Below are 23648 nucleotides of genomic sequence, written 5' to 3' on the forward strand. Positions count from 1 at the left end.
ATGGACGTTGCGAGACGATCTCCGTAGGCTAATGTTCCCTATTTCTGTCTGCAAACAGGTAACGCTTGTGAGATTTCCCAATCAGCGCCTTGCGCAACTGTTCGATGCCATGCAAAACGAAACGCTGCCTCAGGATGAGCTGGCGCGGCGTTTCGCCGTCTCGACACGCACCGTGCGTACCGATATCACGGCGCTGAATGCGCTGCTGGCAGAACATGGCGCGCAGTTTGTCCTCAATCGCGGCGCGGGCTATCAGCTGAAGATTGAGGATGCTCAGCGCTTTCAGCATCTGCAACAGCATACCGCGTCGCCGCTCCGGGTACCGCGCACCTCGCCGGATCGGGTTCGCTACCTGCTGACCCGCTTTCTTACCGCCGCTTATTCCCTGAAACTTGAAGAGCTGGCAGAGGAGTGGTTTGTCAGCCGCGCGACCCTGCAGAATGATATGGCGGAGGTGCGCGAATGGCTGGGGCGCTATCACCTCACCATTGAGAGCAAGCCCCACTACGGCATGAAGCTGTTTGGCAGCGAAGTGGCAATTCGTACCTGCCTGACCGACCTGTTATGGCAAATTGATCAGGCGCAGCCCGAGAGCCCGCTGCTCACTATCGAAGCGCTGAACAGCGGCATGCTGGAGACGCTGCGCCCGCTGCTGCAAAGCTGTTTTGCTCAGCACAACATTCGGCTCAGCGATGAGGGTGAACGCTATCTGCGGCTTTACTGCGCCGTGGCGGTGCGGCGCATCAGTGAAGGCTATCCGCTTAACGATCCGGGTGCAGAGGAGATTGGTGATGAGGTGCGTGAAGCGGCCCATCACCTGGTTAATCTGATGCGCCCGCTGGTCAGCAAACCGATTTCACCGGCGGAAGAGAACTGGCTGCGGGTCAATATCGCCGCGCGACGCATTCAGGCGATTGCTCCCAGCGCCATCAATGCTGATGACGCCGACGCGCTGGTGGATTATCTGCTTAGCTTTATCAACACCCATTACAACTTCAATCTGCAAAACGATCAGCAGCTGCGTGCTGACCTGCTCACCCACATCAAAACCATGATTACGCGGGTGCGCTATCAGATTCATATTCCCAACCCGCTGCTCAGCAACATCAAACAGCACTATCCCATGGCCTATGATGTCACCTTAGCGGCGGTGACCAGCTGGGGAAAATATACCCCTTACGTCATCACCGAGAATGAGATTGGCTTTCTGGTATTGCATATCGGTGTCGGGCTGGAGCGCCACTATGACGTCGGTTATCAGCGTCATCCGCAGGTGCTGCTGGTCTGCGACAGCGGTAACTCTACGCTGCGAATGATTGAGGCGATGCTGCTGCGCAAATATCCGCAGTTGCAGGTCACGGCCCGCCTGTCCCAGCGCGAGTATGAGGCGCGCAGCCGCATCGACGAAGATTTTGTTATCTCTACCATCCGGCTCAGCGAAAAAGAGAAACCGGTGGTGGTGATGTCGCCGTTTCCCACCGGTTTTCAGCTGGAACAGATTGGCAAGCTGGTGCTGGTGGACCGTACCCGGCCCTATATGCTGGCGAAATTTTTTGATGCTCAGCACTTTCATATCGTCGACAGGCCGATGACCCAGTCTGAACTGTTTCGCCAGCTGTGCGATCAACTGGAGGCGGAGGGATTTGTGGATGCGGCGTTCTATCCGTCGGTTGAAGAGCGCGAAGCGATTGTCAGCACCATGCTCGGCGAAGGCATTGCGCTGCCGCACTCGCTGGGGCTGCTGGCAAAGAAAACCGTGGTTTACACCGTGCTGGCGCCGCACGGCATCGCCTGGGGAGACGATACCGCCTATGTCATTTTCCTGCTGGCGATCAGCAAAAGTGAATATGAAGAGGCGATGGCGATATACGATCTGTTTGTGACGTTCCTGCGTGAAAGGGCGATGACCCGCCTGCGGGACAGCACCGATTTCATCCGCTTCAGGGCAGTGGCGATGGATTGCCTGAGCCGCTCCTGGCCCTCGCCCTGAATCGGCGCTTTAGTTTTTCTTCGCCAGCAGGCGCGGGATCTCACGCAGGCACCAGGATTTGGCTTCGCCCATGCTGTCACGCCGCCACGCCATAATAATATCGACCTCGCGGGTATATTCCGGACTCACCACCCGCAGACGGCCTTCCGCAATATCCTGCTCCACCAGCGAATAGGGCATGGTCGCCACGCCCAGGCCAGCCAGCAGCGCACGGCGCTTATCGTCCATGCTGCTCACGGTCAGGCGCTGCTGCTTATCCAGTAACTGCACGGTCAGCACCGGACGCTCACGCGCGGTATCTGCGACCGCAATGCCACGGTATTTCACCCGCGTCACTTCAGACTGGGGTTCAGGCTCGTTATGAATCGGATGGTCGGCACTGGCGACATAGACGCTCATCATGGTGTAGAGCTTGCGGGTATTGATCTCGGTGGAGGCGCGGAAGTGCATATCGGGGGCGATCACGATATCGGCCCGGCCCTGTTCCAGCCGTTCCCATGCGCCCGCCAGCACTTCCGTCACCAGCGAAAATTGCGTATTGGCCTTGTCGGCCAGTCGCGTCACCAGCGGAAACAGCGCATCAACAGGTACCAGTGCTTCGGTGACGATGGTCAGATGGGTTTCCCAGCCACGTGCCAGCGCTTCCGCATCGGTGGTGAGCTTATCGGCCGCTTCCAGCAGCACCCGGCCACGCTCCAGCAGCATGCGTCCCACGTTAGTAAATTTGGTACGGTGACCGGAACGGTCAAACAGCACCACATCCAGCTCCTCTTCCAGCTTTTGCATGGTGTAGCTGAGGGCGGAAGGAACGCGCCCCAGTTCATCCGCCGCCGCGGCAAAACTGCCACGCCGATCAATCGCATCCATAACGCGTAAAGATTCAAGGGTTAACGCACGCTCTTTAGCCATCCCGGTTCTCTGTCAGGAAATTTGAACATGCCCGGCAGATTAACTGGCTAACAATCCGGCGTCCAGACTTTTACCATGGGAGCATATAGTCCGTGGCCGATCCTCGTCACCGGATGCTGGAGGTAAACAATGATAACGACACGCAGTGCGTCCGCATGTGGTCAGGCCGATTTCGGCTGGTTACAGGCGCGCTACAGTTTCTCTTTTGGCCACTATTTTGATCCCAAACTGATGGGGTACGCGTCGCTGCGCGTACTGAACCAGGAAGTGCTGGCGCCGGGTGCCGCTTTTCAGCCGCGCACCTATCCACAGGTTGATGTCCTGAACATCGTGCTGCAGGGTGAAGCTGAATACCGCGACAGCGAAGGCAACACGATCAGCGTGCGGGAAGGGGAGGCGCTGCTGCTCTCTGCCCAGCCGGGTGTGAGTTACACCGAAATGAACCTGAGCAAAGATCGACCGCTGACACGCATGCAGCTCTGGCTGGCCGCCTGTCCGGAGCGCGAAAATCCGCGGATGCAGAAAATCGCCCTGACGGATGGCCGGTTGTCCCAGCTGATCGCCTCGCCGGATGGCATGGACGACAGTCTGCAACTGCGTCAGCAGGTGTGGATTCATCAGGTCGAGCTGGCACCAGGCGAAAAGCATTCGCTGCAGTTACAGGGGCCGCGAGCCTATCTGCAGTCGATTCACGGTTCGCTGGAAGCGATGTCCGGCACGGATCATCAGGAGAAGCTGGGCTGTGGCGATGGTGCCTTTTTGCAGGAAGAGAAGCTGTTGCAACTGACGGCGAAAACGGCGACCCGCGCACTGGTCATCGACATTCCGGTCTGAATATCGGGCAATAAAAAAGGCGGCCATGGCCGCCTTTTTTGCGTTTTGCGTATTACTTCAGCATGGTGAAGGCCGTGGTGACGTGCTTCACGCCACTGACGCGGCTGGCGACATCAGCCGCTGCCTGCGCTTCCTGCGGTGTCACCAGACCCAGCAGGAACACTTCGCCATTCTCCGTCGTCACCTTCACGTTGGAGGATTTCACCTGATCGCTGCCCAGCAGCTGCGAGCGGATTTTGGTGGTAATCCAGGTGTCTGACGATGTGGTGCCCAGCGTCACTTTCTGGCCGATACGGATCTCGTTATAGACCTCGGTTGCGCCATCAACGCCCATGGTGATCTGTTTGGCTCGACCGGCGATCTCCTGCGAAGGCGCCTGACCGGTCAGCAACACTTTGCCCTGATAGGCCGTGGCGATAATGCGGGCATCGGTTTTAATCTGCTGATCTTTAGCCAGCGCGTTAGTCACGCGTAGCTCCAGCGTGCTGTCATCAACCTGCGTACCCACCGAGCGTGGATCGGTGGCCGTTTTAGTGGCAACCGCTGCGCCACCCGCCACAACCGCAACGCAGCCCTGCAGCAGCATGGCGGTTAACAGAATAGCTATAGCATTCAATGCTTTCATTCGTGCTCCTTCGGTCATTCCTGATGGGGAAAGAGAGTGTTATCGATCAGATCGCATAAGCAATTAACGGTGAGCATATGCATCTCCTGAATACGGGCGCTGCGGTGCGACGGAATGCGGATCTCCACATCCTGCGGACCCAGCAGTCCGGCGAGCTCTCCGCCATCATACCCGGTAAGCGCAACGATAGTCATATCGCGTGTTACCGCCGCTTCCACGGCCTTAACGATGTCACGGGTGTTGCCACGGGTTGAGATAGCCAGTAACACATCGCCTGCGTGTCCCAGAGCGCGCACCTGCTTGGCATAGATTTCATCGTGCAGGCGGTCATTACCAATCGCGGTCAGCATCACGTTGTCGGCGCTCAACGCCAGCGCCGGTAAGCTTGGGCGTTCGGTCTCGAAACGGTTGATCATGCTGGCGGCGAAGTGCTGTGCATTGGCGGATGAGGCACCGTTGCCACAGCTCAGGATTTTATTGCCATTCAGTAACGACTGCACCAGCGTCATAGCGGCGCGGGAGATGGCATCGGGCAACGCTTCGGCTGCGGCAATCTGAGTTTGAATACTTTCGGTAAAACACGCTTTAATTCTGTCCTGCACACGACCACCTGGTTCTAAACGTCTGCATTAAAGGCATTCGGCAGCCACTCGAGCGCCGTGCCGGTAATGGCGATGATGTCGAAACGGCAATTCACTGTTTCAAAACTCCCGCCGCGTTGCGCCAGCCAGAGAGCGGCAGCGCGCAGCAGCTTTTGTTGTTTATTCCGGGTTACGCTGGCGAGCGCGCCACCATAACGCGCATCGCGTCGGTAGCGAACTTCAACAAACACCCAACAGTGCCCGTCACGCATTATCAGGTCAAGTTCACCATTGCGAAAGTGAACATTACTGGCGACCCATATCAGGCCAGCCTGCTCCAGATAGCGCCGGGCATCTTCTTCATACCTGGCGCCAGTCTGACGCCCATTTAGTTGGCCGGTGCGATTTCGCCCCGACGATACTGGTTCCATGTCAACTTCCTGTTGATCACACAATCCGTGTCGGCGCTGAGCTTGCCGGTATTGCCGTCCAGCGTAAAGCCAGGTGACTGACGCATCTGGTTAAAGTGATTCGCCAGCGTCCAGGCATCCATTCCCATGGCATAGAGGCGCACCAGCGAATAGTCATTATTGAATGACTTTGATGTCTGCTGCATCAGGCCAGGATTGCTGCCGGAGAGCAGCGGAATATCGCTGAACTGCAGGCCATCCATTTCCAGACGGAAGTCCGGGCCGGCACCGGCTTGCGCGCTGCGCGAACTGGCGTAGAGCGAGATATTGCTGCGACTGCCGGTGCGCATGGTGATCATCGGTTTGATCAGCTGCAGTTCGTCCTGCGTTGAGACGATGTAGACCGCATCGACACCACCACCGCTGCTGGTGCTGACCACATCTGGCGTGTTCTGCTGCGGTGCCGGGATAGTCAGGCCCGCAATCGTAACACCCTGCGGCTCGGCAGGTGCAGCGTTCACTGGCGTACCGGATAAGCTGATGCCCGCGCCGCTGTTAATGCCCTGTTTCAGCTCTGAGGTCGAACCAAAGCGCTGCTGCATCACCGTGCTGCCACCCAGCGTCTGCCACTCCTGAGCAAAGGCATTGGTGACGCGATCGCCCAGTCCACTACGCGGAACCAGCAACAGCGGCTGGCGTTTGCCCTGATCCCAGATATGGTGCGCCGCATCGCGCGCTTCGTCTTCAGGAGAAAGCGCAAAGTAGCAGATATTCGGATGGTTCTGGATCTTTTCCGGCTCGTTGAGCGCCAGCACATTCAGTGGCGTCTGGCTGTTGGCGACCTTCTCAACGTTGCTTTTCAGCAGCGGGCCGACCACGATGGTGGCGCCATCCTGCTGTGCCTGCTGCATCACCTGTTCAATCGGCTGGCTGCTGGTGTCATAGACCTTGATCTGTGCGTTGCTGGCCGGTTCTGCGGCAGCAGGCTGTGATTGAGGCTGTGGCGTCGCGTCGGCAGGCTGTTGCTGCTGCGGCGCGCTGATGGGATCGGTGGAAGAACCAGCAGCGGCAGCGGGTTGGGTGCTGGCGGTTGCATCAGCAGCGGCGGGCTGAGCTGCCGCAGGCTGAGCGACCGGCGCGGAGATGCCATTCTTCGCATCATTAAAGCCTTTCTGAATCGCGTTGGCGAACACCTGAGCCTGGCCATTCAGCGGCAGCAGCAGTGCGATGATGCTGGTTGAAGCTTTGGTGTAGTTCTGCATCTGGCTCAGCTGCGTCGGCAGCGTTTTGGCCGCCGGGTTCTGCGGATAGCGGGTCTGCCAGTCTTTGATGCCTGACTTGAGCATCTCGGCATCCTGCGTGTTGGCGCGCCAGACCGCGAGCAGATCCAGCCAGCCCTGCAGCACATTTTCATCGGCATTGATGACCAGGTTGCTGACTTCCTGCGGCGACATCTGGGTCAGTGTCTGCCAGGTGGCGTCGATATTGCCCTGATGATCGGTGCCTTTCAGCAGCGGCTCCTGGGCAATATAGTTGCGCAGCAGCGAGAGTGAAGGGCGACCCTGTGCGCTGGCGATCTGCAGGCTGTAGTAACGCGCCAGCTGATCCTGCGACAGTGCGCCGGTTTTCACTGCCGCTAACAGCGGTTCGGCGTCTTTGATCTTCTGCTGTGCAATCAGCAATTGCGCTTTCAGCAGCAGGGATTCCTGTTGCTGCGTCTCAGAGAGCTGCTGCGGCAACTGGCTCAGTTGCTGAGTCGCCTCAGGATACTTTCCTTCCTTCAACAGGGCGCGGATTGCAAGTAATTGCCAGTCGGTCTTGCTATCATCGCTGCTTTGCTGCGCTTGCTGCAGATAGTAAGCGGAGCTGGCTGTGACGGGCCCCTGAATATTGACGGTTGAGGTTTGCGGCCCCTGACCGCTACATGCGGCTAAAATCAGCCCAGCAAGAATGACAGGCAGAAAGCGTCCTGCTTTATGACGAACGACTTTTGAAGGAAGCATACTGTATCCAGTGATGTTTTTTTCAAGATGCTCAATATTAAATCGGCAATTCGGATGAAACAATGAAACAACTCGATCGGGCAGAGATTTCTGCCAGCACGCTCTACATCGTTCCAACCCCGATTGGTAATTTGGGTGATATCACCCAGCGGGCGCTGACGGTGCTTTCGAGCGTCGATCTGGTCGCTGCGGAAGATACACGTCATACCGGACTGTTGCTACAACATTTCGCCATCAATGCGCGACTCTTCTCACTTCATGACCACAACGAGCAGCACAAGGCTGAACTGCTGCTGACGAAGCTGCAGGAGGGTCAAAGCATAGCCTTAGTTTCTGATGCTGGCACGCCGCTGATCAACGATCCGGGCTACCATCTGGTGCGTCGCTGCCGTGAAGCGGGCATTCGTGTGGTGCCGCTGCCGGGCGCCTGTGCTGCCATTGCTGCATTAAGTGCTGCAGGACTGCCATCCGATCGTTTCTGTTACGAAGGGTTTCTGCCCGCCAAAACCAAAGGCCGTTGCGACGCCCTGCGGGCGCTGGTGCAGGAGCCGCGCACGCTGATTTTCTATGAGTCGACCCACCGTCTGATCGACAGCCTGCAGGATATGGTGAGTGAGCTGGGTGCCGAACGCTACGTGGTGCTGGCGCGTGAGCTGACTAAAACCTGGGAGTCGATCTACGGTGCACCGGTCGGCGAGCTGCTGGCGTGGGTTAAAGAAGATGAGAATCGTCGCAAAGGCGAGATGGTGCTGATTGTCGAAGGGTACAAGACCGATGATGAAGATGCGTTACCAGCCGATGCGCTGCGTACGCTGGCGCTGCTGCAAAAAGAGCTGCCGTTGAAACGCGCGGCTGCGCTGACCGCTGAGATCCACAGCGTGAAGAAAAATGCGCTTTATAAGTATGCGCTGGAGCAGCAAGAGGCGTGACAAATGCCGGCGAATGTCCTATTATCCCGCGCCGAAGCTGACCAGACAGTCGCCGCTTTGTCGTCGTCCTCACTTGTGGGGAGACGGGCAGAGGGGAGGAAAGTCCGGGCTCCATAGGGCAGGGTGCCAGGTAACGCCTGGGAGGCGCAAGCCTACGACCAGTGCAACAGAGAGCAAACCGCCGATGGCCCAGAAATGGGATCAGGTAAGGGTGAAAGGGTGCGGTAAGAGCGCACCGCGCGACTGGCAACAGTTCGTGGCACGGTAAACTCCACCCGGAGCAAGGCCAAATAGGGGTTCACAAGGTACGGCCCGTACTGAACCCGGGTAGGCTGCTTGAGCCAGTGAGCGATTGCTGGCCTAGATGAATGACTGTCCACGACAGAACCCGGCTTAACGGTCAGCTTCGACTTTTTATCAAAAACCCCGCTTCGGCGGGGTTTTTGCTTTGCAGGGTATAAGCAGGCAGCGGTCAATGTCGAAGTTTGGTGCATCATACTCAGCGTCCCTGGGCAGACGACTACAGAGAATGAAAAACTTTTTGCATTTACATCAACAGCAATTACAGCTTCATATACATCACAAAGTCCAAGCATTGCCTATATAGCAAAATATTCGATACTGAGTACAGGTACAGCTAATACCGGTGCATCATTTTTCGCAGGTTACCGTACACCTGGTATTCACTAAATAGAGCTTTTCCTGTGGTTTGTGCTTATTGTTATTGTGGTTAAATTTTGTAATATTCCTCACAGGGTAAATGGAAATTAAATAGAGGGAATTATGACTCGTGGATTTGCGAGGTACCCAATTTGAGCAATCGTGGAGAAATCCTGGATTCATCCCGATTTGGTTCAGAAAACGGGATTAGGCATGGGCTTCTTTATTCAGGAGTGCTTGGCTGGCTTGATATGGGTCACGCTCGCGGAGATGATGTTCGTAAACTTATGGCACAGTTTTCCACTGGTGAAGCTGGCAGCGATTCTTATTACCGGGTGCGTTATGAACAAACTATGGGGATCAGCCGGTTTGCTACTGGTCGCTTTAATGTCTGGGAGATAAAAAAAGGGAGAACTCTCACAGAAAGGCAGAGTATTGCATTGGCGATGATGATGAGTACTGCTGTCGCTTTTGAAAATTGGCAGTCAATGCCCTGGTTCAGTTGGTATACTGATAGCGGTTTCAGTGGCGAGGATCTTGTGTCGGACTTATTTGGTTTCTATAAAGTTAATTATCCCCGCGTATATTGGGGAGAACTTAAGATTGCCAGCAAAGAATCAGCCCTACGCCGATGGGACCATTATGGACCGATTAGTCGTTATAAGAACACGGGTTTTTTACCCTTGTTATTTCCTGATCCTATAGAAAAATTCACCTGCCCACGCCCTTATAAAGGTCAGCTTCCGCGATTTATGAAACAGGTTATGCCATATAAATTTACTCCGAATGATGACATAGTGCGACGGTCTAATGATAAAGCCGGAATCATTAACGCATTTCAGTAAACAGAGAGTGAAAATGTTAAAAAGGATCGCTGCAATCGGCGCTGTCATTATCATTATTTTCCTGCTGATTGATTTTAGTATGCAGAAGGTGGCTGAACGGGATGAAGGTTACACTCAGTCAAATCTATGGGCATATTATCTATACACTGACAGGGATATCAGGAGGGCCCCACGTGCATCTGAATCATATCATTTTACGTTTACCGCGCAGGATGGTAGTCAACCGCAGGAAAGTAGTATTGTTTACAGCACGGATGCTCCTTTAGTTGAGGTTAAAAATTATCTGTCGTCCTTAGGTTACAGGGCAGTGGAGCATAATGGATGGTCTGAAAAATGGGAAAAGGAAGGTAATGTTACGCCTTACTTCTATATATCTCATGACAGCAAATCACATTCGCTAACGCTAAGTAAGGTAGATTTTCGCTGACAATCTTCAGTGACCCAATCTCCAGCACTAATCAAGCGACTCTTCCCCCCAAAACCAGATACGCGACGTGTGGTTTAAGCAATCTGCCTGAACGGTCAGCGTCGGCTTTTTATCAAAAACCCCGCTTCGGCGGGGTTTTTGCTTTTTGACGCGCGGTGGTTTGAAGGTCAGCGGTGAGATCGCGCCTGCAAAGGAAACAGGGTCAGATCGGAAAGTCGCAAAATCCGTCATCCCTGACATGCTCGGCCCGCGCCATCCCTGGCGCGGGACGCTTTCCTCTTCTGACCCTGTTCCCTTCGCGTTTAGATTGTCATTGCGGTCAGATTGTATCTGCTCCCTGCGCGATATGCAGGCAGCTTAACCGCGGCCGTGCGGCTCGTCCCAGTCAAACGCCGGGCCCAGTGAAATGACGCCGTTCGGGTTGATGGTCTTATGGCTGCAATAGTAGTGATGACGAATATGCGGCAGATTAACCGTCTCTGCGATACCAGGCATCTGATAGATATCACGCAGGAAACCACTCAGGTTTCTGTAGTCACTAATGCGATGGCGATCGCATTTAAAGTGGGTCACATAGACCGGATCAAATCGCACCAGCGTGGTCCATAACCGCAGATCCGCTTCGGTCAATTGATCGCCAGTAAGATAGCGATGCTGGCCTAAAATCTGCTCCAGCCGCGACAGCGAATGGAACAGCGCAGTGACTGCCTCGTCGTAAGCGGACTGAGAAGTGGCAAAGCCTGCTTTGTAAACGCCGTTGTTCACGGTGTCGTAGATCCAGCTATTCAGTTCATCAATCTTTTCGTGCAGTGCAACAGGATAATAATCCCCGGCACGGGCACCGACAGCATCAAACGCACTGTTGAACATGCGGATGATATCGGCAGACTCATTGCTGACGATGGTGTTCTGCTGCTTGTCCCACAATACCGGCACGGTTACGCGGCCACTGTATTGCGGATCGGCGTGCAGATAGAGCTGATAGAGGAACTCATTCTGGTAGAGCTTATCGCCGGTCGCATCCTGAAAACTATCATCGAACGTCCAGCCATTCTCCAGCATCAGCGGATGCACTACGGAGACATCGATCATGCTATCAAGGCCCTTCAGCTGACGCATCAGCAGCGTGCGGTGCGCCCAGGGGCAGGCCAGCGAGACATAAAGATGATAGCGGTCGCGTTCGGCGACAAATCCCGCTTTACCCACCGGGCCAGCACTGCCATCCGCGGTAACCCAGTTGCGGAAAGCCGACTCTGAACGCTTGAAGCGTCCGCCGGTAGATTTGGTGTCGTACCAGGTGTCATGCCAGACACCGTCAATTAACTGTCCCATAATGGCTCCAATGCAAACAGGGCGGGGAAATGTCCCCGCCCTGCTAAGTATATGTGGCATTACGCTTTATGTGAGATTAGCGCGCAATCGCTGGCTGTGTTTTTCTTTTGCTGATCAGGCGATCAATGCTGTATGCACCAGGACCCACCAGACCTAACACCAGGAAACCACCGGCGATAGAGAGGTTCTTCATGAACATCAGCTGGTTCACGCCTTCGGCAAAGTTACTGTGGAACAGAAACGCGGTCAGGATGGTGAAGCCTGCAGTAAACAGGGCAGTGAAACGGGTCAGGAAACCAAACAGGATAGCCAGACCGCCGCCAAACTCCAGCAGGATAACCAGCGGCAGCATAAAGCCCGGGACGCCCATTGCTTCCATATATTGCTGAGTACCTGCATAACCGGTGATTTTGCCCCAGCCAGCCGTAATGAACAGGATTGGCATCAGGATGCGAGCCAGTAACAAACCAACGTCTTCGAATTTTTTCATCATTTACTCCAGCGCTATCAGGGATGCAGGGCAAGCTGCCCGCAAGGTTTATGCCCGCTGAAAGCAGTATTGCGTTCATTGGGTTGATAGCTGGAGATGATAGTCGCGGAGTGGAAAGGTTGTAAGCGAGATATACTGTCAGTGTTTTTCAGAAATTCTGATGAAGAAAAGCCGGCCTTTTCAGGACCGGCTTTTAGCAAAATTAACGCGGTGGCAGAGCGGACTTGATCATGCGCCAGGTACTCCAGGCGCCGAATCCCCGTTTTACCCAGCGTAACAGCATGTTGGGACTGCGAACGGAGTAGATAGCCAGCGCACTGCTGCCAATGGCCAGGTAGCGGCGCAAGCTGAGGAAGGTGAACCAGCCGCGATCGTAATGGGCGGTGCCTTCCAGCCAGTCACGCCGCGCAGCGCTTAAATCCAGCCGCTGCTGCTGCACATGCTTAAGCAGTTCATGGATGCGTTCTTCACGCTCGCGGCGGCTCATCAGCGCTGGTCCTCAAGTAAATCCCGGTCTGTTTCCAGCTCCTTGCGCGTGTGGCGCAACAGCGTGGACTGACGTGATTTGTGAAGCGTCCAGAGCCCCAGAATAACCGCCAGCAATAGCAGCGTGCCGGTCGTGATGCCAATGGCCATCAGACGGTACTGCGCATCCACTGCCCAGATAATCAGAACCATCAGGCTCATCAGACCAAATGCAGTGAACAGCATTGTCAGGCCAACCATCAACAGCAGCTGAATCAGGTTAGCTTTCTCGTGCTCCAGTTCCACCACTGCCAGACGAACGCGTGTCTCGACCATGCCAACCAGCGTGGTAACAATGCGCTGGCCGATGTTAATGACCCCTTTAGCCGGGCCGTGGTTATGCTGTGAGTCAGCCATAATTATCGACGCGAAATGAGCATGCCCAGTGCGACGCCAATCGCTGCACCGATACCCACACCATGCCATGGATTTTCACGCACGTAGCCTTCGGCTTTTTGCGCCGCTTCGCGGGTGGTCGCAGCAATGCGCTCGCTTGATTCGCCCAGACGTTCACGTGAGCTATCCAGCGCCACACGCGCTTTATTGCGAAGTTTATCCAGCTCGCCTTTGGATTTTTCAGTGCTGCTGCTCAGCACCTCTTCCAGGGTATCGGCCAGGTTTTTCAGTTCAGCACGCAAATGTTCCGATGATGTGTCTTTAGACATAAAATACTCCTTTAACATCAGTTGGTTAGTTCCGATTAATAGGGCTCCGCCTGTAACTTTTTCAGCTCCCGGCGCGCTTCATCCAGTTTTTGTTGTCGCTTAGCAATCTTCTCCTTGTCATGGCCCTCTTCACGCTCTTCCCTGAGTGCGTGCTCACGCTCAGCAACTTTCTGCTTCTGAGCGTTAATTCTTTCCAGATGGGCGGCCTCGAGCTTTTTGTCGCTGCAATCGGCCCGGACTTCGGTCAGCGCGCGCTCCAGACCGTTAACCCGGCGCTGGTTGTTATGCTTCTGCGCCATCCCGATTTCACGCTGAATATCCTGCTCTTTCTGCTCACACAGCGATTCCGCTGCCAGCAGCGAACCCGACAGCGAAAACAGCGCGACTCCCAGTAATACTTGATATTTCATTGGTCCTGGACCCTTCCATTGCGACCTGATCCGTCATCACCCGCGTAATCATATGGCTGCGGGTGCTAAGAATCGACTCTCGCTTAAGCATAGACACCCATAGTAAAAAGTTCAAAGAAGACCGGGAGATAGAGCGCCTTTCAGACCGCCGAGCGATGGCGCGACGGTCTGAAAAGGAGAGGGGAGTCGGGAGATTACGCCAGTGAGAGGTGCTGAGAGTGATCGTGCTGCGCCACAATAAAGCCCTGTGGCAGCAGACGGCGTAACACCTTCTGGGCCGCCAGGCTCTGCTCTTCGCTATCAAAATGGATGATCAGTGCATCACCCGCAGGCGTAATGCTTTTGATACGAATACCCTGCGCACTTAATTGCTGGTAGAGATAAAAACCATCGGGCAGGGTGGCGCCAGCATGGGAAACCCGAATCTGCACCACCGTCTCGTGCTTCATCAGACCGGGGACCACACAAAGCGCGACCAGCGCAAAGACGCCAGCGATCAACCACGGTAACCACCGTTTAGGAATAGCCTGCAGTAGTTTCATTACTCGGCTTTCCCGTTCTGATTCGCCTGACGCTTACGCCATATCACCACCAGCGATCCCACCAGACCAAACACCAGCAGCGCCAGCGGCAGCATCATCAGGAAGAACATCATCTCATCTTCATAACGACGGAAAATCGGGGTTTTACCCAGCGCGAAGCCGATAACGGTCAGAATCACCACCCACAGGAACGCACTTACCCAGTTGAAGAACTGAAAGCGGGCATTACTGAGGCCTGATAATCCGGCGATGGTAGGCAGCAGAGTCCGCACAAACGCGATAAAGCGACCAATCAGCAGGGCAGATAAGCCGTGACGATGGAACATGCTGTGCGCGCGCAGATGATACTGGGCAGGAAGATGGGAGAGCCATTTCTGTACCGTGGGCGTGTTACCCAGCCAGCGGCCCTGTAAGTAGCTCACCCAGCAGCCAAGACTGGCACCGGTCGTTAACACCAGAATCGTCAGGGGGAAGCTCATGGTGCCTTTGGCAATCAGTACGCCGACCAGAATCAGCAGACTGTCACCCGGCAGAAATGCAGCGGGAAGAAGGCCATTTTCTAAAAACAAAATCATAAACAGCACGCCGTAAATGGCCCATACCAGCGTGGGATCGGAGAGGGTTTCGTAGTCCTGCTGCCAGAGGGCATGCAGCAACGATTGCAAAATATCCATCAATTCATTCCTGAACATCATTGTTAAACATGTCCCACAGGGACTTAAACGCAGACCGGCATTTCGTTATAAATTTTAGGAGCGCAGCCTGGGCGGGATTTTCCGGATCCTTCCAGAATTGATTGTTAAATCAGCGACTTTATAACCCCCAGTCGCAAAGGGTAATAAAAGGGCGATAACTGTAACAAAAATCGCCTGTCTGAGACAGGAAAACTCTCTGGCGAACAGGAGTTTTACCTTGTGAAACGGCGTGTAAAAAGGAGCTTTACATGACCTGACACTATTGCAGATTAACTGACCGTCTCAGGGCATTTTCAGGCACTTTTAGCGGGCGTTATTGGACCCATCAGGCAGGATGACCGGATTCTCACCAAACATGTATCGATCCACGTTAAATTCAAAATCATCCGCCGTCGCGTTAAACAGCATCTGTTTAGTATTTTCCAGATGTTGCCACATCGCCAGTTTGCTGGCGGCGGGATCTTTGCGCATCAGAGCTTTAAGAATCTGATCGTGGTCGTCGCACCAGCTGAGAATGCTGCGCTGGTCGATGTGTTCGTGAAGTTTGAGCCAGTAGGGATTGTGCAGGCGATGCAGCCACATTTTTTCAACGATGGCGGCTAAGGCACTGTTCTGGGTGGATTGCGCGATACGTACATGAAACTGCATATCCCACTCGGAGTCGCGGAAGTGATCCTCCTGGCGGGCTTTTTCCTGAATCGCCATCAGGTCGATAATGTCCTGACGCGTTACCTGCGTTGCAGCGAACTCGGCCACATTACTCTCAATCAGCTGACGAGCCTGGAGCAGTTCGAAGGGGCCAAACGTGGCGAACTCCAGCTGACTGCTGGTGGAGGCGATGCGGTTCTGCTGCTGGCTGGCAATGACGTGGATGCCCGAGCCTTTGCGGACCTCAACATAGCCTTCAACTTCCAGCATGATGATCGCTTCGCGTACAACGGTGCGGCTCACTTCCATCTCTTCGGCAATCAGGCGCTCAGCAGGCAGTTTGTCACCCACCGGATAGATCCCGGTTTCAATGCGGCTTTTCAGCTCGCTGGCCAGCTGTTGATAAAGTCGACGGGATTCAGTGAAGTCCATAGCACAATCCTGGTAGCAGACAGATAAGTTGTTATACCACTTCAGGAGGTGCGAGGAAATGGGCTGGCTTGCGCCAGCCCGGCAGATTAACTGCGAACGGCGCTGGCCTGCGGAATAACGGCTTCGGCATTCAGCTCTGAAATGGGTTTATTTTTCAGAACCGTCCAGATAACGACGGCGCCCAGCAGATCAAACACCGCCAGCGCGGCAAACAGCGGGCTGAAGCCCAGCGTATCGGCCAGTGCACCGACCACCAGCGCAAACATGGTGCTGGCGGTCCAGGCTGCCATGCCGGTCAGGCCGTTAGCCGTGGCAACTTCATTGCGGCCGAAAACGTCTGAGGAGAGGGTGATCAGCGCGCCAGAGAGGGCCTGATGCGCAAACCCGCCGATGCACAGCAGACCAATGGCGACGTAGGGGCTGGTGAACAGGCCGATGGTGCCCGGCGCAATCATTAACACCGCACCCATCGTCACGACCATCTTACGGGAGACGATCAGGTTAACGCCGAACCAGCGCTGAAACAGCGGCGGCAGATAGCCACCGAGGATGCAGCCGAAGTCCGCGAACAGCATCGGCATCCAGGCGAACATCGCAATCTCTTTCAGATTGAAGCCGTAAACCTTAAACATAAACAGCGGAATCCAGGCGTTGAACGTTCCCCAGGCCGGTTCTGCCAGAAAGCGCGGCAGGGCAATACCCCAGAACTGGCGGTTACGGATAATCTCCAGTGCTGACATTTTGCGGGTGTTGCCGGTCTGATGCTGCGCTTCCTGGCCGAAGATAATATAGTCGCGCTCTTCATCGCTCAGCTTCTTCTGCTGTTTCGGGTGCTTGTAAAACACCAGCCAGCTGAGTGCCCAGGCCATGCTCAGCACACCGGTCATGATAAATGCCATCTGCCAGCTGTGCGCCACAATCGCCCAGACCACCAGCGGCGGAGCCAGCATCGCACCGATAGACGAACCCACGTTAAAGTAGCCCACGGCGACCGAACGCTCTTTAGCCGGGAACCATTCGCTGCTCGCTTTCAGTCCGGCCGGGATCATCGCCGCTTCAGCCGCACCGACTGCGCCACGTGCCAGCGCCAGTCCGCCCCAGCTGCCCGCCATCGCGGTAGCGGCACAGAAAATCGCCCACATAATAGCAAACACCGCGTAGCCGACTTTGGTGCCGAGCAGATCCAGTACATAACCTGCCACCGGTTGCATCAGCGTGTAGCAGGCTGAATAGGCCGCAATTATGTAGGAGTACTGCTGCGTGGTGATATGCAGCTCTGACATTAATGTCGGGGCCGCCACGGCAATGGTGTTACGGGTCAGATACCCTAACACCGTACCGAGCGTCACCAGTCCAATCATGTACCAGCGTAACCCTTTGATCTTACGCATCCTCTACCTCTTCCAGTTCTGTATGCGGTCTTGCCGCTGTTGTTATCTGGAGCGGGACAGCACGTGATGCAGCTCTGCTCACGCCCGCAGGTTCTGTATGAGCAACCCTGTTATGACCTTGCCATTTGTGAGTCGCTAACGACCTCACGATGGGGCGAGAGCCTAACTTGTTATACAACTTTAAAAGTTGAGAGCCATCACAAAAACCCTTTCTGCACTGTGGGATACTGGAAACCTGCGTAATGACAGCCATTTAGCGCGATGCGGGCGACAAAAACGTCCATAACGGCAGCCAGCTACCGCCGTTTATGTGAGCAGGATCGCAAATAAATCCGTAACGGACTAAAATTGGTATGATAACTTTGGGCCATCCGTGGTTCAGTCGATGAGGAAGCATGTATGTCACGTTTCATGACCGAAGATTTTTTGCTGGATACCGAATTCGCCCGTCGTCTCTATCACGACTATGCAAAGGATCAGCCGATTTTCGACTATCACTGCCACTTACCGCCGCAGCAGATTGCCGAAAATTATCGCTTCGCCAACCTTTATGACATCTGGCTGAAGGGCGATCACTATAAGTGGCGGGCCATGCGCGCCAACGGTGTGGCTGAGGCGTTCTGTACCGGTAACGCCAGCGATCGTGAAAAATTTGACGCCTGGGCGCGCACCGTGCCGCACACTATCGGCAACCCGCTCTATCACTGGACCCACCTGGAGTTACGCCGGCCTTTCGGTATTACCGATACGCTGCTTTCTGAGAAAACGGCTGACAGCATCTGGCATCGCTGCAATGAACTGCTGGCGCAGGATAGCTTTACCACGCGCGGCATCATGCAGCAGATGAAGGTGAAGATGGTGGGCACCACTGACGATCCGCTGGATGACCTGCGCCATCACCGCGCGCTGGCAGACGATGCCAGTTTCAGCGTTAAAGTGCTGCCGAGCTGGCGTCCGGACAAAGCGTTTAATATCGAAGCGGAAACCTTCCTGCCGTGGATCGAGACGCTGGAGCAGCTGACGGATATCAGCGTGCAGCGTTTTGACGATCTGCGCAGCGCACTGCATCAGAGGCTGGATCACTTCGCGGCGCACGGCTGTAAAGTCTCCGATCACGCGCTGGATGTGGTCTGCTACGCCGAGGCGGATGACGCTACGCTGGATGCGATTCTGGCGCGTCGTCGCAGCGGTGCCGCGCCCAACCCGCAGGAAACGGCACAGTTTAAAACGGCGGTGCTGGTCTGGCTGGGCAGCGAATATGCCCGCCGTGGCTGGGTGCAGCAGTATCATATTGGCGCACTGCGCAACACCAATCCGCGCCAGTACCAGCTGCTGGGGCCTGATGTCGGCTTCGATTCAATCAACGACCAGCCGCTGGCCGAACCGCTGGCACGCCTGCTGGGCGCGCAGAATCTCAATAATGCGCTGCCTAAAACCATTCTCTACTGCCTGAACCCGCGCGACAACGAAGTGCTGGCCACCATGGCGGGCAACTTCCAGGGCGAAGGTCAGGCGGGCAAGATGCAATTCGGTTCAGCCTGGTGGTTCAACGACCAGCTGGATGGTATGCAGCGTCAGATGACGCAGCTGGCGCAGATTGGTCTGCTGAGCCGTTTCGTCGGCATGCTGACCGATAGCCGCAGCTTCCTCTCCTACACCCGCCACGAATATTTCCGCCGCCTGTTGTGCCAGATGATAGGCCGCTGGGTGGAACAGGGTGAAGCGCCAGCCGATGAAGCGCTGTTAGGTCAGATGGTACAGAACATCTGCTTCAACAATGCCCGCGATTACTTCGGCATCGAGCTGGGAGCCTGATAATGAAAAGGCTAAACCGTCACGACTTTCCGGGCGCCGTCTATCGCGACCGGGTGATCCAGTTCGGCGAAGGCAACTTCCTGCGCGCCTTTATTGACTGGCAGATCGACTGGCTCAATGAACATCAGGGCACCGATGCCGGGATCGTGGTGGTGCGGCCGCGCAACCGTGAAGTCAGCGACAGCCTGAATCAGCAGGATGGACTCTATACCACACTGATCCGCGGGCTGAACGATCAGGGCGAGCAGGTCAGCGAAACCCGGCTGATTCGCAGTCTCAACCGTGAAATCCAGCCCTGGCAGCAGTTCGGCGAGTTTATGGCGCTGGCCCGTAATCCTGATCTGCGCATAGTCTTCTCCAATACCACCGAAGCGGGCATCGCCTTTGTCAGCACGGATCAGCTTACCGATCAGCCTGCCAGCAGTTTCCCTGGCAAACTGACGCAGCTGCTGTGGGCGCGCTATTCCCACTTCAATGGCGCCAGCGACCGGGGCTGGCTGGTGGTGCCGTGCGAGCTGATTGACCATAACGGCGACACGCTGCGCGATCTGGTGCTGCGCTACGCCGATCAGTGGCATCTGCCCTCCGAATTTAAAACCTGGGTTCATCAGCACTGCGCGTTCTATAACACCCTGGTCGACCGCATCGTCACCGGCTTCCCGGCGGAAAGCGAGCAGCTACAACGCGAGCTGGGTTATGAAGATCGCTATCTGGTGGCGGGCGAAGTCTACTATCAGTTTGTGATTCAGGGGCCGTCGGCGCTGTTTAATGAACTGAAGCTGGCGGCGCTGTCGCCGCAGGTTCGGCATGTGGATGACATTGCGCCCTATAAAGCGCAAAAAGTGGCCATTCTCAATGGCGCGCACACTGCAATGGTACCGGTCGCGTTTCTGGCCGGTATTGAGAGTGTGGGAGAGGCGATGGCCGATCCGGCTATCGCCGGATTTGTGGATGACCTGCTGCGTCACGAAGTGATCCCGACGCTGGATCTGCCTGCCGATGAACTGCACGCGTTTGCCGATGCGGTACAGCGTCGTTTCCGCAATCCGTTTATTCGCCACGCGCTGCTGTCGATTGCCCTTAATGGCATGACCAAATTCCGCACCCGTCTGCTGACGCCACTCCTTGCCGCGCATCAGCAAACCGGCGAGTGGCCGGCACACATCACCTTTGCGCTGGCTGCGCTGATCGCTTTTTATCGCGGCGAGTCAGCCGGCAAGAGCTGGCCATTGCAGGACGAGCCGCAGTGGTTACAGCGCTACGCCGACGCCTGGAAAGCACTTGATGCGGATCAGCTGTCACCGCAACAGCTGGTGAACGGCGTACTCAGCGACGCGCAACACTGGGGTGAAGATTTAACCCGTCAGCCCGGACTGGCTGCGGTTGTCACCCAACACCTGCAAAATATCATCGCCCACGGAATGCGTGAGGCGCTGAGCCAACTGAGATAACGCTATGCAAGACGCAATCAAAATTGATCCCCGCGACAATGTCGCCGTGGCGTTACGTGATTTAGACGCGGGCGCCACGATAGAGCTGCCGCCACTGCGTGTGGCGGTGCAACAGGCGGTCGGACGCGGGCATAAATTTGCCCTGCAGCCTATCGCGCAGGATGAGCTGGTGATCAAATATGGGCTGCCGATTGCCCATGCCACGCAGCCTGTGGCCGCCGGTGAGTTAATCCATTCGCAGAACGCCCGCACCAATCTCAGCGATCTGGATCAATATGCGTATCAGCCCGAGTTTGTGACGCTGCCGCCGCAGCCGGGTGACCGTGAGGTGCAGATCTACCGTCGTGCTAACGGCGAGGTTGGCATCCGCAATGAGCTGTGGATCCTGCCGACCGTCGGCTGCGTCAACGGCATTGCACGGCAGATCCTGCAGCGTTTCCTGAAGGAGACGCAGGATGCAGAAGACATCGATGGCGCGTTCCTGTTCAGCCATACATTCGGTTGTTCGCAGCTGGGGCAGGATCACGAAAACACCCGCACCATGCTGCAGAATATGGTGCGCCATCCTAATGCTGGCGCGGTGCTGGTGATTGGTCTCGGCTGCGAAAACAATCAGGTTGATGCCTTCCGTGACACCCTCGGCGCGTTTGAAAGCGACCGGGTCGAGTTTATGGTGTGCCAGCAGCATGACGATGAGGTGGAAGCCGGGCTGGAGCGGCTGCACGCATTGTATGAAAAAATGCGTCACGACCAGCGCGAGCCGGGCAAACTCAGCGAGCTGAAGTTTGGTCTGGAGTGCGGCGGTTCGGATGGTTTGTCTGGCATCACCGCCAATCCGTTGCTGGGACGTTTCTCGGACCAGATGATCGCCAATGGCGGCACGACCGTACTGACCGAAGTACCGGAAATGTTTGGCGCAGAACGGATTCTGATGAGTCGCTGTCGCGACGAGGAGACCTTCAGCAAAACGGTGGCGATGATCAACGATTTCAAACAGTATTTTATCGATCACCAGCAGCCGATCTACGAAAACCCGTCGCCAGGCAACAAAGCGGGCGGTATCACCACGCTGGAGGAGAAGTCGCTGGGCTGTACTCAGAAAGCGGGGCAGAGCCAGGTGGTTGATGTGCTGAAGTATGGCGAACGGTTAAAAACGCCGGGGCTGAATCTGCTGAGTGCGCCGGGTAACGATGCGGTCGCCACCAGTGCGCTGGCGGGAGCCGGTTGCCACATGGTGCTGTTCAGTACCGGACGCGGCACGCCTTATGGCGGTTTTGTGCCGACGGTGAAGCTGGCCACCAACACGCCGCTGGCGGAGAAGAAACCGCACTGGATCGACTTTAATGCCGGACGGTTGATCGAGGGAATGAGTATGGATGCGATGCTGGAAGACTTTGTCGACAGCATTGTGGCGATTGCCAGCGGTCAGCCGACCAACAACGAGAAGAACGATTTCCGCGAGCTGGCGATTTTCAAAAGCGGTGTGACGCTATAGTTTGTCAGGCAAACAATGGCGATCCTGATGTTGTTATTACCGTCGGTTAATCCTGTGCCCTTCGTGGGTGGCAGAGTCCGATCGCAAAGTCGCTTAAAGCATCCCTGCTCGCTCGGCCCGCGCCTTCCCTGGCGCGGGACGCTTTGCTCTTCGGACTCTGCCACCCACTCTTTGAGCTTTTGAGCTATCTGAAAGGTTAAGCCCGGCTGGTTTCGCGCTCCGCTTCTGCCTGACAGACGGCTGCGGTAAACAGAATATCGGTTGAGGAGTTCAGCGCGGTTTCCGCCGAATCCTGCAGGACGCCGATAATAAAGCCGACCGCCACCACCTGCATTGCCAGATCATTCGGAATGCCGAACATGTTACAGGCCACCGGGATCAGCAGCAGCGAACCGCCCGCCACGCCAGATGCACCACAGGCACAGAGTGACGCCACCAGACTCAGCAGAATCGCCGTCGGCACATCAATGCTGATCCCCAGCGTATGCACCGCCGCCAGCGTCAGCACGGTAATGGTAATCGATGCCCCCGCCATACTGATGGTTGCGCCCAGCGGAATCGACACCGAATAGGTATCCTCATCCAGATCCAGACGTTTCGCCAGCGCCATATTCACCGGAATGTTGGCGGCAGAACTGCGGGTAAAGAAGGCGGTCACGCCGCTTTCGCGCAGGCAGGTGAAGACCAGTGGATAGGGGTTGCGACGGATTTTATAGAACACCAGCAGCGGGTTCACCACCAGCGCCATCAGCAGCATACAGCCGATCAGTAGCGCCAGCAGATGCGCATATTGCCACAGCGCGCCAAAGCCGGTAGACGCGAGGATCGAGGCCACCAGACCGAAAATACCAATCGGCGCGCAGCGAATCACGCAGCGTACCAGCCAGGTCACCGCATGAGAGGCATCATTGAGAAAGGCGCGGGTAGTGTCACTGCTGTGACGGAACGCCAGCCCGAGACCAATTGCCCACACCAGAATGCCGATGTAGTTGGCGTTCATCAGGGCCGTGATTGGATTCGACACCATGCTCATCAGCAGTCCGCGTAGCACTTCGGTAATGCCGGATGGTGGTGTGATTTCCGTGGTGCCCACCGCCAGCGTCAGCGTCTGCGGGATCAGATGGCTGAAGACCACCGCGACCACCGCCGCGAAAAAGGTGCTCAGCAGATAAAGCATAATAATCGGCCGGATATTGCTCTTCTGGCCCTGCTGGTGGTTGGCAATCGAGGCGATCACCAGCATCAGTACCAGCAATGGCGCGACTGCTTTCAGCGCACTGACAAACAGTTCACCCAGCAGACCGACCGCGATAGCGGCATCGTGTGAAATCCAGGCGAGCGCCACACCGGCGATCAGCCCAATCATGATTTGCTTCACCAGGCTTCCGGCGAGCAGCGTGCCCAGACGTGCGGAGAGAGTTTTCTGCATAATATTTTCTATATTTTGTCGCGGATGTAGTTTCAGACGCGATGTTTTGCATCGGCTAAAACGGTTTGCCCGGCGGAGTATAAGGAAAAGATCGGACGAGAAAAGAGAAAGTTCT

The 23648-nt window shown here is 55.8% G+C and carries 24 protein-coding genes and 1 other RNA gene; 9 read left to right on the forward strand and 16 right to left on the reverse strand.

From position 1 onward, the window contains the following. The first annotated feature begins 67 nt into the window (after window positions 1-67). On the forward strand, window positions 68-1990 hold the full coding sequence (locus OK409_RS16770; RefSeq protein ID WP_264367245.1) for a BglG family transcription antiterminator: 1923 nt from the start codon (window positions 68-70) through the stop codon (window positions 1988-1990). A 9-nt stretch (window positions 1991-1999) separates the two neighbouring features. Here OK409_RS16770 and OK409_RS16775 read toward each other — a convergent pair whose 3' ends face one another. Further along, entirely contained in the window at window positions 2000-2899 is a 900-nt protein-coding gene (locus tag OK409_RS16775; protein WP_010256496.1) for a LysR family transcriptional regulator, read from the reverse strand. A gap of 129 nt (window positions 2900-3028) precedes the next feature. On the opposite strand from OK409_RS16775, the gene OK409_RS16780 reads away from it, so the two are divergent. After that, window positions 3029-3733: a pirin family protein gene (locus tag OK409_RS16780; protein WP_060681136.1), complete on the forward strand. Its 705-nt coding sequence runs from the start codon at window positions 3029-3031 to the stop codon at window positions 3731-3733. A gap of 52 nt (window positions 3734-3785) precedes the next feature. On the opposite strand, the gene dolP is transcribed toward OK409_RS16780, so the two are convergent. From dolP to OK409_RS16800, 4 genes are read right to left on the reverse strand one after another with little or no spacing between them, the layout of a single operon-like run. Beyond that, window positions 3786-4358, reverse strand: a complete 573-nt coding sequence (gene dolP, locus OK409_RS16785) for a division/outer membrane stress-associated lipid-binding lipoprotein (protein ID WP_010256504.1) — start codon at window positions 4356-4358, stop codon at window positions 3786-3788. A 14-nt stretch (window positions 4359-4372) separates the two neighbouring features. Next, window positions 4373-4960, reverse strand: a complete 588-nt coding sequence (gene diaA / locus OK409_RS16790) for a DnaA initiator-associating protein DiaA (RefSeq protein WP_010256507.1) — start codon at window positions 4958-4960, stop codon at window positions 4373-4375. Window positions 4961-4974: 14 nt separating this feature from the next. Continuing rightward, window positions 4975-5370 (reverse strand): YraN family protein, encoded by a 396-nt coding sequence (locus OK409_RS16795; RefSeq protein ID WP_264367246.1) that lies wholly within the window; start codon window positions 5368-5370, stop codon window positions 4975-4977. Beyond that, window positions 5328-7352, reverse strand: a complete 2025-nt coding sequence (locus tag OK409_RS16800) for a penicillin-binding protein activator (RefSeq protein WP_045139594.1) — start codon at window positions 7350-7352, stop codon at window positions 5328-5330. Before OK409_RS16800 ends, OK409_RS16795 begins: the two co-directional genes overlap by 43 nt. Window positions 7353-7414: 62 nt before the next feature. Between OK409_RS16800 and rsmI the strand changes: the two genes are divergently transcribed. From rsmI to OK409_RS16820, 4 genes are all read left to right on the forward strand, one after another. After that, window positions 7415-8281 (forward strand): 16S rRNA (cytidine(1402)-2'-O)-methyltransferase, encoded by an 867-nt coding sequence (gene rsmI, locus OK409_RS16805; protein ID WP_010256516.1) that lies wholly within the window; start codon window positions 7415-7417, stop codon window positions 8279-8281. Window positions 8282-8314: 33 nt separating this feature from the next. Then, window positions 8315-8693, forward strand: an RNA gene (rnpB, locus tag OK409_RS16810) — RNase P RNA component class A. Between the two features lie 400 nt (window positions 8694-9093). Next, a complete protein-coding gene (locus tag OK409_RS16815) occupies window positions 9094-9786 on the forward strand; it encodes a hypothetical protein (protein WP_132500349.1) in 693 nt (230 codons plus the stop codon). A 13-nt stretch (window positions 9787-9799) separates the two neighbouring features. After that, complete coding sequence (locus OK409_RS16820; protein ID WP_264367247.1) at window positions 9800-10213, forward strand: hypothetical protein; 414 nt, start codon at window positions 9800-9802, stop codon at window positions 10211-10213. 357 nt (window positions 10214-10570) lie between these two features. Here the strand turns inward: OK409_RS16820 and OK409_RS16825 are convergent, their stop codons facing one another. The 10 genes from OK409_RS16825 to OK409_RS16870 form a co-directional block, all read right to left on the reverse strand. Beyond that, window positions 10571-11545 (reverse strand): glutathione S-transferase family protein, encoded by a 975-nt coding sequence (locus tag OK409_RS16825; RefSeq protein ID WP_010256519.1) that lies wholly within the window; start codon window positions 11543-11545, stop codon window positions 10571-10573. 76 nt (window positions 11546-11621) lie between these two features. Then, a complete protein-coding gene (locus OK409_RS16830) occupies window positions 11622-12035 on the reverse strand; it encodes a DoxX family protein (protein ID WP_010256522.1) in 414 nt (137 codons plus the stop codon). Window positions 12036-12237: 202 nt separating this feature from the next. After that, window positions 12238-12522 (reverse strand): YqjK-like family protein, encoded by a 285-nt coding sequence (locus OK409_RS16835; protein ID WP_010256526.1) that lies wholly within the window; start codon window positions 12520-12522, stop codon window positions 12238-12240. Further along, window positions 12522-12917: a phage holin family protein gene (locus OK409_RS16840; protein WP_010256529.1), complete on the reverse strand. Its 396-nt coding sequence runs from the start codon at window positions 12915-12917 to the stop codon at window positions 12522-12524. Before OK409_RS16840 ends, OK409_RS16835 begins: the two co-directional genes overlap by 1 nt. A gap of 2 nt (window positions 12918-12919) precedes the next feature. After that, window positions 12920-13225 (reverse strand): DUF883 family protein, encoded by a 306-nt coding sequence (locus tag OK409_RS16845; protein ID WP_010256532.1) that lies wholly within the window; start codon window positions 13223-13225, stop codon window positions 12920-12922. 35 nt (window positions 13226-13260) lie between these two features. Beyond that, window positions 13261-13635 (reverse strand): DUF1090 domain-containing protein, encoded by a 375-nt coding sequence (locus OK409_RS16850; protein WP_010256536.1) that lies wholly within the window; start codon window positions 13633-13635, stop codon window positions 13261-13263. Window positions 13636-13829: 194 nt separating this feature from the next. Continuing rightward, window positions 13830-14177, reverse strand: coding sequence for an EnvZ/OmpR regulon moderator MzrA (gene mzrA / locus OK409_RS16855; protein ID WP_010256540.1), 348 nt, complete (start codon window positions 14175-14177; stop codon window positions 13830-13832). Beyond that, window positions 14177-14851 (reverse strand): DedA family protein, encoded by a 675-nt coding sequence (locus tag OK409_RS16860; protein WP_010699781.1) that lies wholly within the window; start codon window positions 14849-14851, stop codon window positions 14177-14179. The genes mzrA and OK409_RS16860 overlap by 1 nt, the downstream gene beginning before the upstream one ends. Before the next feature lie 324 nt (window positions 14852-15175). Next, window positions 15176-15952, reverse strand: a complete 777-nt coding sequence (exuR, locus tag OK409_RS16865; RefSeq protein WP_022623920.1) for a transcriptional regulator ExuR — start codon at window positions 15950-15952, stop codon at window positions 15176-15178. 86 nt (window positions 15953-16038) lie between these two features. Further along, on the reverse strand, window positions 16039-17343 hold the full coding sequence (locus OK409_RS16870) for an MFS transporter (protein ID WP_264367248.1): 1305 nt from the start codon (window positions 17341-17343) through the stop codon (window positions 16039-16041). Window positions 17344-17742: 399 nt separating this feature from the next. Here OK409_RS16870 and uxaC point away from each other — a divergent pair, with 399 nt between their 5' ends. From uxaC to OK409_RS16885, 3 genes are read left to right on the forward strand one after another with little or no spacing between them, the layout of a single operon-like run. Continuing rightward, the gene (uxaC, locus tag OK409_RS16875) at window positions 17743-19158 is read left to right on the forward strand and encodes a glucuronate isomerase (RefSeq protein WP_010256553.1); all 1416 of its coding nucleotides are present in this window, start codon (window positions 17743-17745) and stop codon (window positions 19156-19158) included. A 2-nt stretch (window positions 19159-19160) separates the two neighbouring features. Then, window positions 19161-20609, forward strand: coding sequence for a tagaturonate reductase (locus OK409_RS16880; RefSeq protein ID WP_264367249.1), 1449 nt, complete (start codon window positions 19161-19163; stop codon window positions 20607-20609). Window positions 20610-20613: 4 nt separating this feature from the next. After that, window positions 20614-22104 (forward strand): UxaA family hydrolase, encoded by a 1491-nt coding sequence (locus OK409_RS16885; RefSeq protein WP_031590941.1) that lies wholly within the window; start codon window positions 20614-20616, stop codon window positions 22102-22104. A gap of 196 nt (window positions 22105-22300) precedes the next feature. On the opposite strand, the gene sstT is transcribed toward OK409_RS16885, so the two are convergent. After that, window positions 22301-23533, reverse strand: coding sequence for a serine/threonine transporter SstT (sstT, locus tag OK409_RS16890; protein WP_010256557.1), 1233 nt, complete (start codon window positions 23531-23533; stop codon window positions 22301-22303). Between the last annotated feature and the right edge of the window lie 115 nt (window positions 23534-23648).

The organism is Pantoea sp. RG18 (assembly GCF_025910075.1).
GTDB classification, from domain to species: domain Bacteria; phylum Pseudomonadota; class Gammaproteobacteria; order Enterobacterales; family Enterobacteriaceae; genus Pantoea; species Pantoea agglomerans.

Coding starts and splice junctions, on each gene's coding strand:
- OK409_RS16775 (WP_010256496.1), bottom strand. CDS start 2,899: ATGGCTAAAGAGCGTGCGTTAACCCTTGAATCTTTACGCGTTATGGAT.
- OK409_RS16800 (WP_045139594.1), bottom strand. CDS start 7,352: ATGCTTCCTTCAAAAGTCGTTCGTCATAAAGCAGGACGCTTTCTGCCT.
- OK409_RS16860 (WP_010699781.1), bottom strand. CDS start 14,851: ATGGATATTTTGCAATCGTTGCTGCATGCCCTCTGGCAGCAGGACTAC.
- OK409_RS16870 (WP_264367248.1), bottom strand. CDS start 17,343: ATGCGTAAGATCAAAGGGTTACGCTGGTACATGATTGGACTGGTGACG.
- OK409_RS16780 (WP_060681136.1), top strand. CDS start 3,029: ATGATAACGACACGCAGTGCGTCCGCATGTGGTCAGGCCGATTTCGGC.
- OK409_RS16880 (WP_264367249.1), top strand. CDS start 19,161: ATGAAAAGGCTAAACCGTCACGACTTTCCGGGCGCCGTCTATCGCGAC.
- OK409_RS16820 (WP_264367247.1), top strand. CDS start 9,800: ATGTTAAAAAGGATCGCTGCAATCGGCGCTGTCATTATCATTATTTTC.
- OK409_RS16840 (WP_010256529.1), bottom strand. CDS start 12,917: ATGGCTGACTCACAGCATAACCACGGCCCGGCTAAAGGGGTCATTAAC.
- exuR (WP_022623920.1), bottom strand. CDS start 15,952: ATGGACTTCACTGAATCCCGTCGACTTTATCAACAGCTGGCCAGCGAG.
- mzrA (WP_010256540.1), bottom strand. CDS start 14,177: ATGAAACTACTGCAGGCTATTCCTAAACGGTGGTTACCGTGGTTGATC.
- OK409_RS16850 (WP_010256536.1), bottom strand. CDS start 13,635: ATGAAATATCAAGTATTACTGGGAGTCGCGCTGTTTTCGCTGTCGGGT.
- OK409_RS16830 (WP_010256522.1), bottom strand. CDS start 12,035: ATGAAAAAATTCGAAGACGTTGGTTTGTTACTGGCTCGCATCCTGATG.
- OK409_RS16795 (WP_264367246.1), bottom strand. CDS start 5,370: ATGGAACCAGTATCGTCGGGGCGAAATCGCACCGGCCAACTAAATGGG.
- dolP (WP_010256504.1), bottom strand. CDS start 4,358: ATGAAAGCATTGAATGCTATAGCTATTCTGTTAACCGCCATGCTGCTG.
- OK409_RS16835 (WP_010256526.1), bottom strand. CDS start 12,522: ATGAGCCGCCGCGAGCGTGAAGAACGCATCCATGAACTGCTTAAGCAT.
- uxaC (WP_010256553.1), top strand. CDS start 17,743: ATGTCACGTTTCATGACCGAAGATTTTTTGCTGGATACCGAATTCGCC.
- OK409_RS16845 (WP_010256532.1), bottom strand. CDS start 13,225: ATGTCTAAAGACACATCATCGGAACATTTGCGTGCTGAACTGAAAAAC.
- sstT (WP_010256557.1), bottom strand. CDS start 23,533: ATGCAGAAAACTCTCTCCGCACGTCTGGGCACGCTGCTCGCCGGAAGC.
- rsmI (WP_010256516.1), top strand. CDS start 7,415: ATGAAACAACTCGATCGGGCAGAGATTTCTGCCAGCACGCTCTACATC.
- OK409_RS16885 (WP_031590941.1), top strand. CDS start 20,614: ATGCAAGACGCAATCAAAATTGATCCCCGCGACAATGTCGCCGTGGCG.
- OK409_RS16825 (WP_010256519.1), bottom strand. CDS start 11,545: ATGGGACAGTTAATTGACGGTGTCTGGCATGACACCTGGTACGACACC.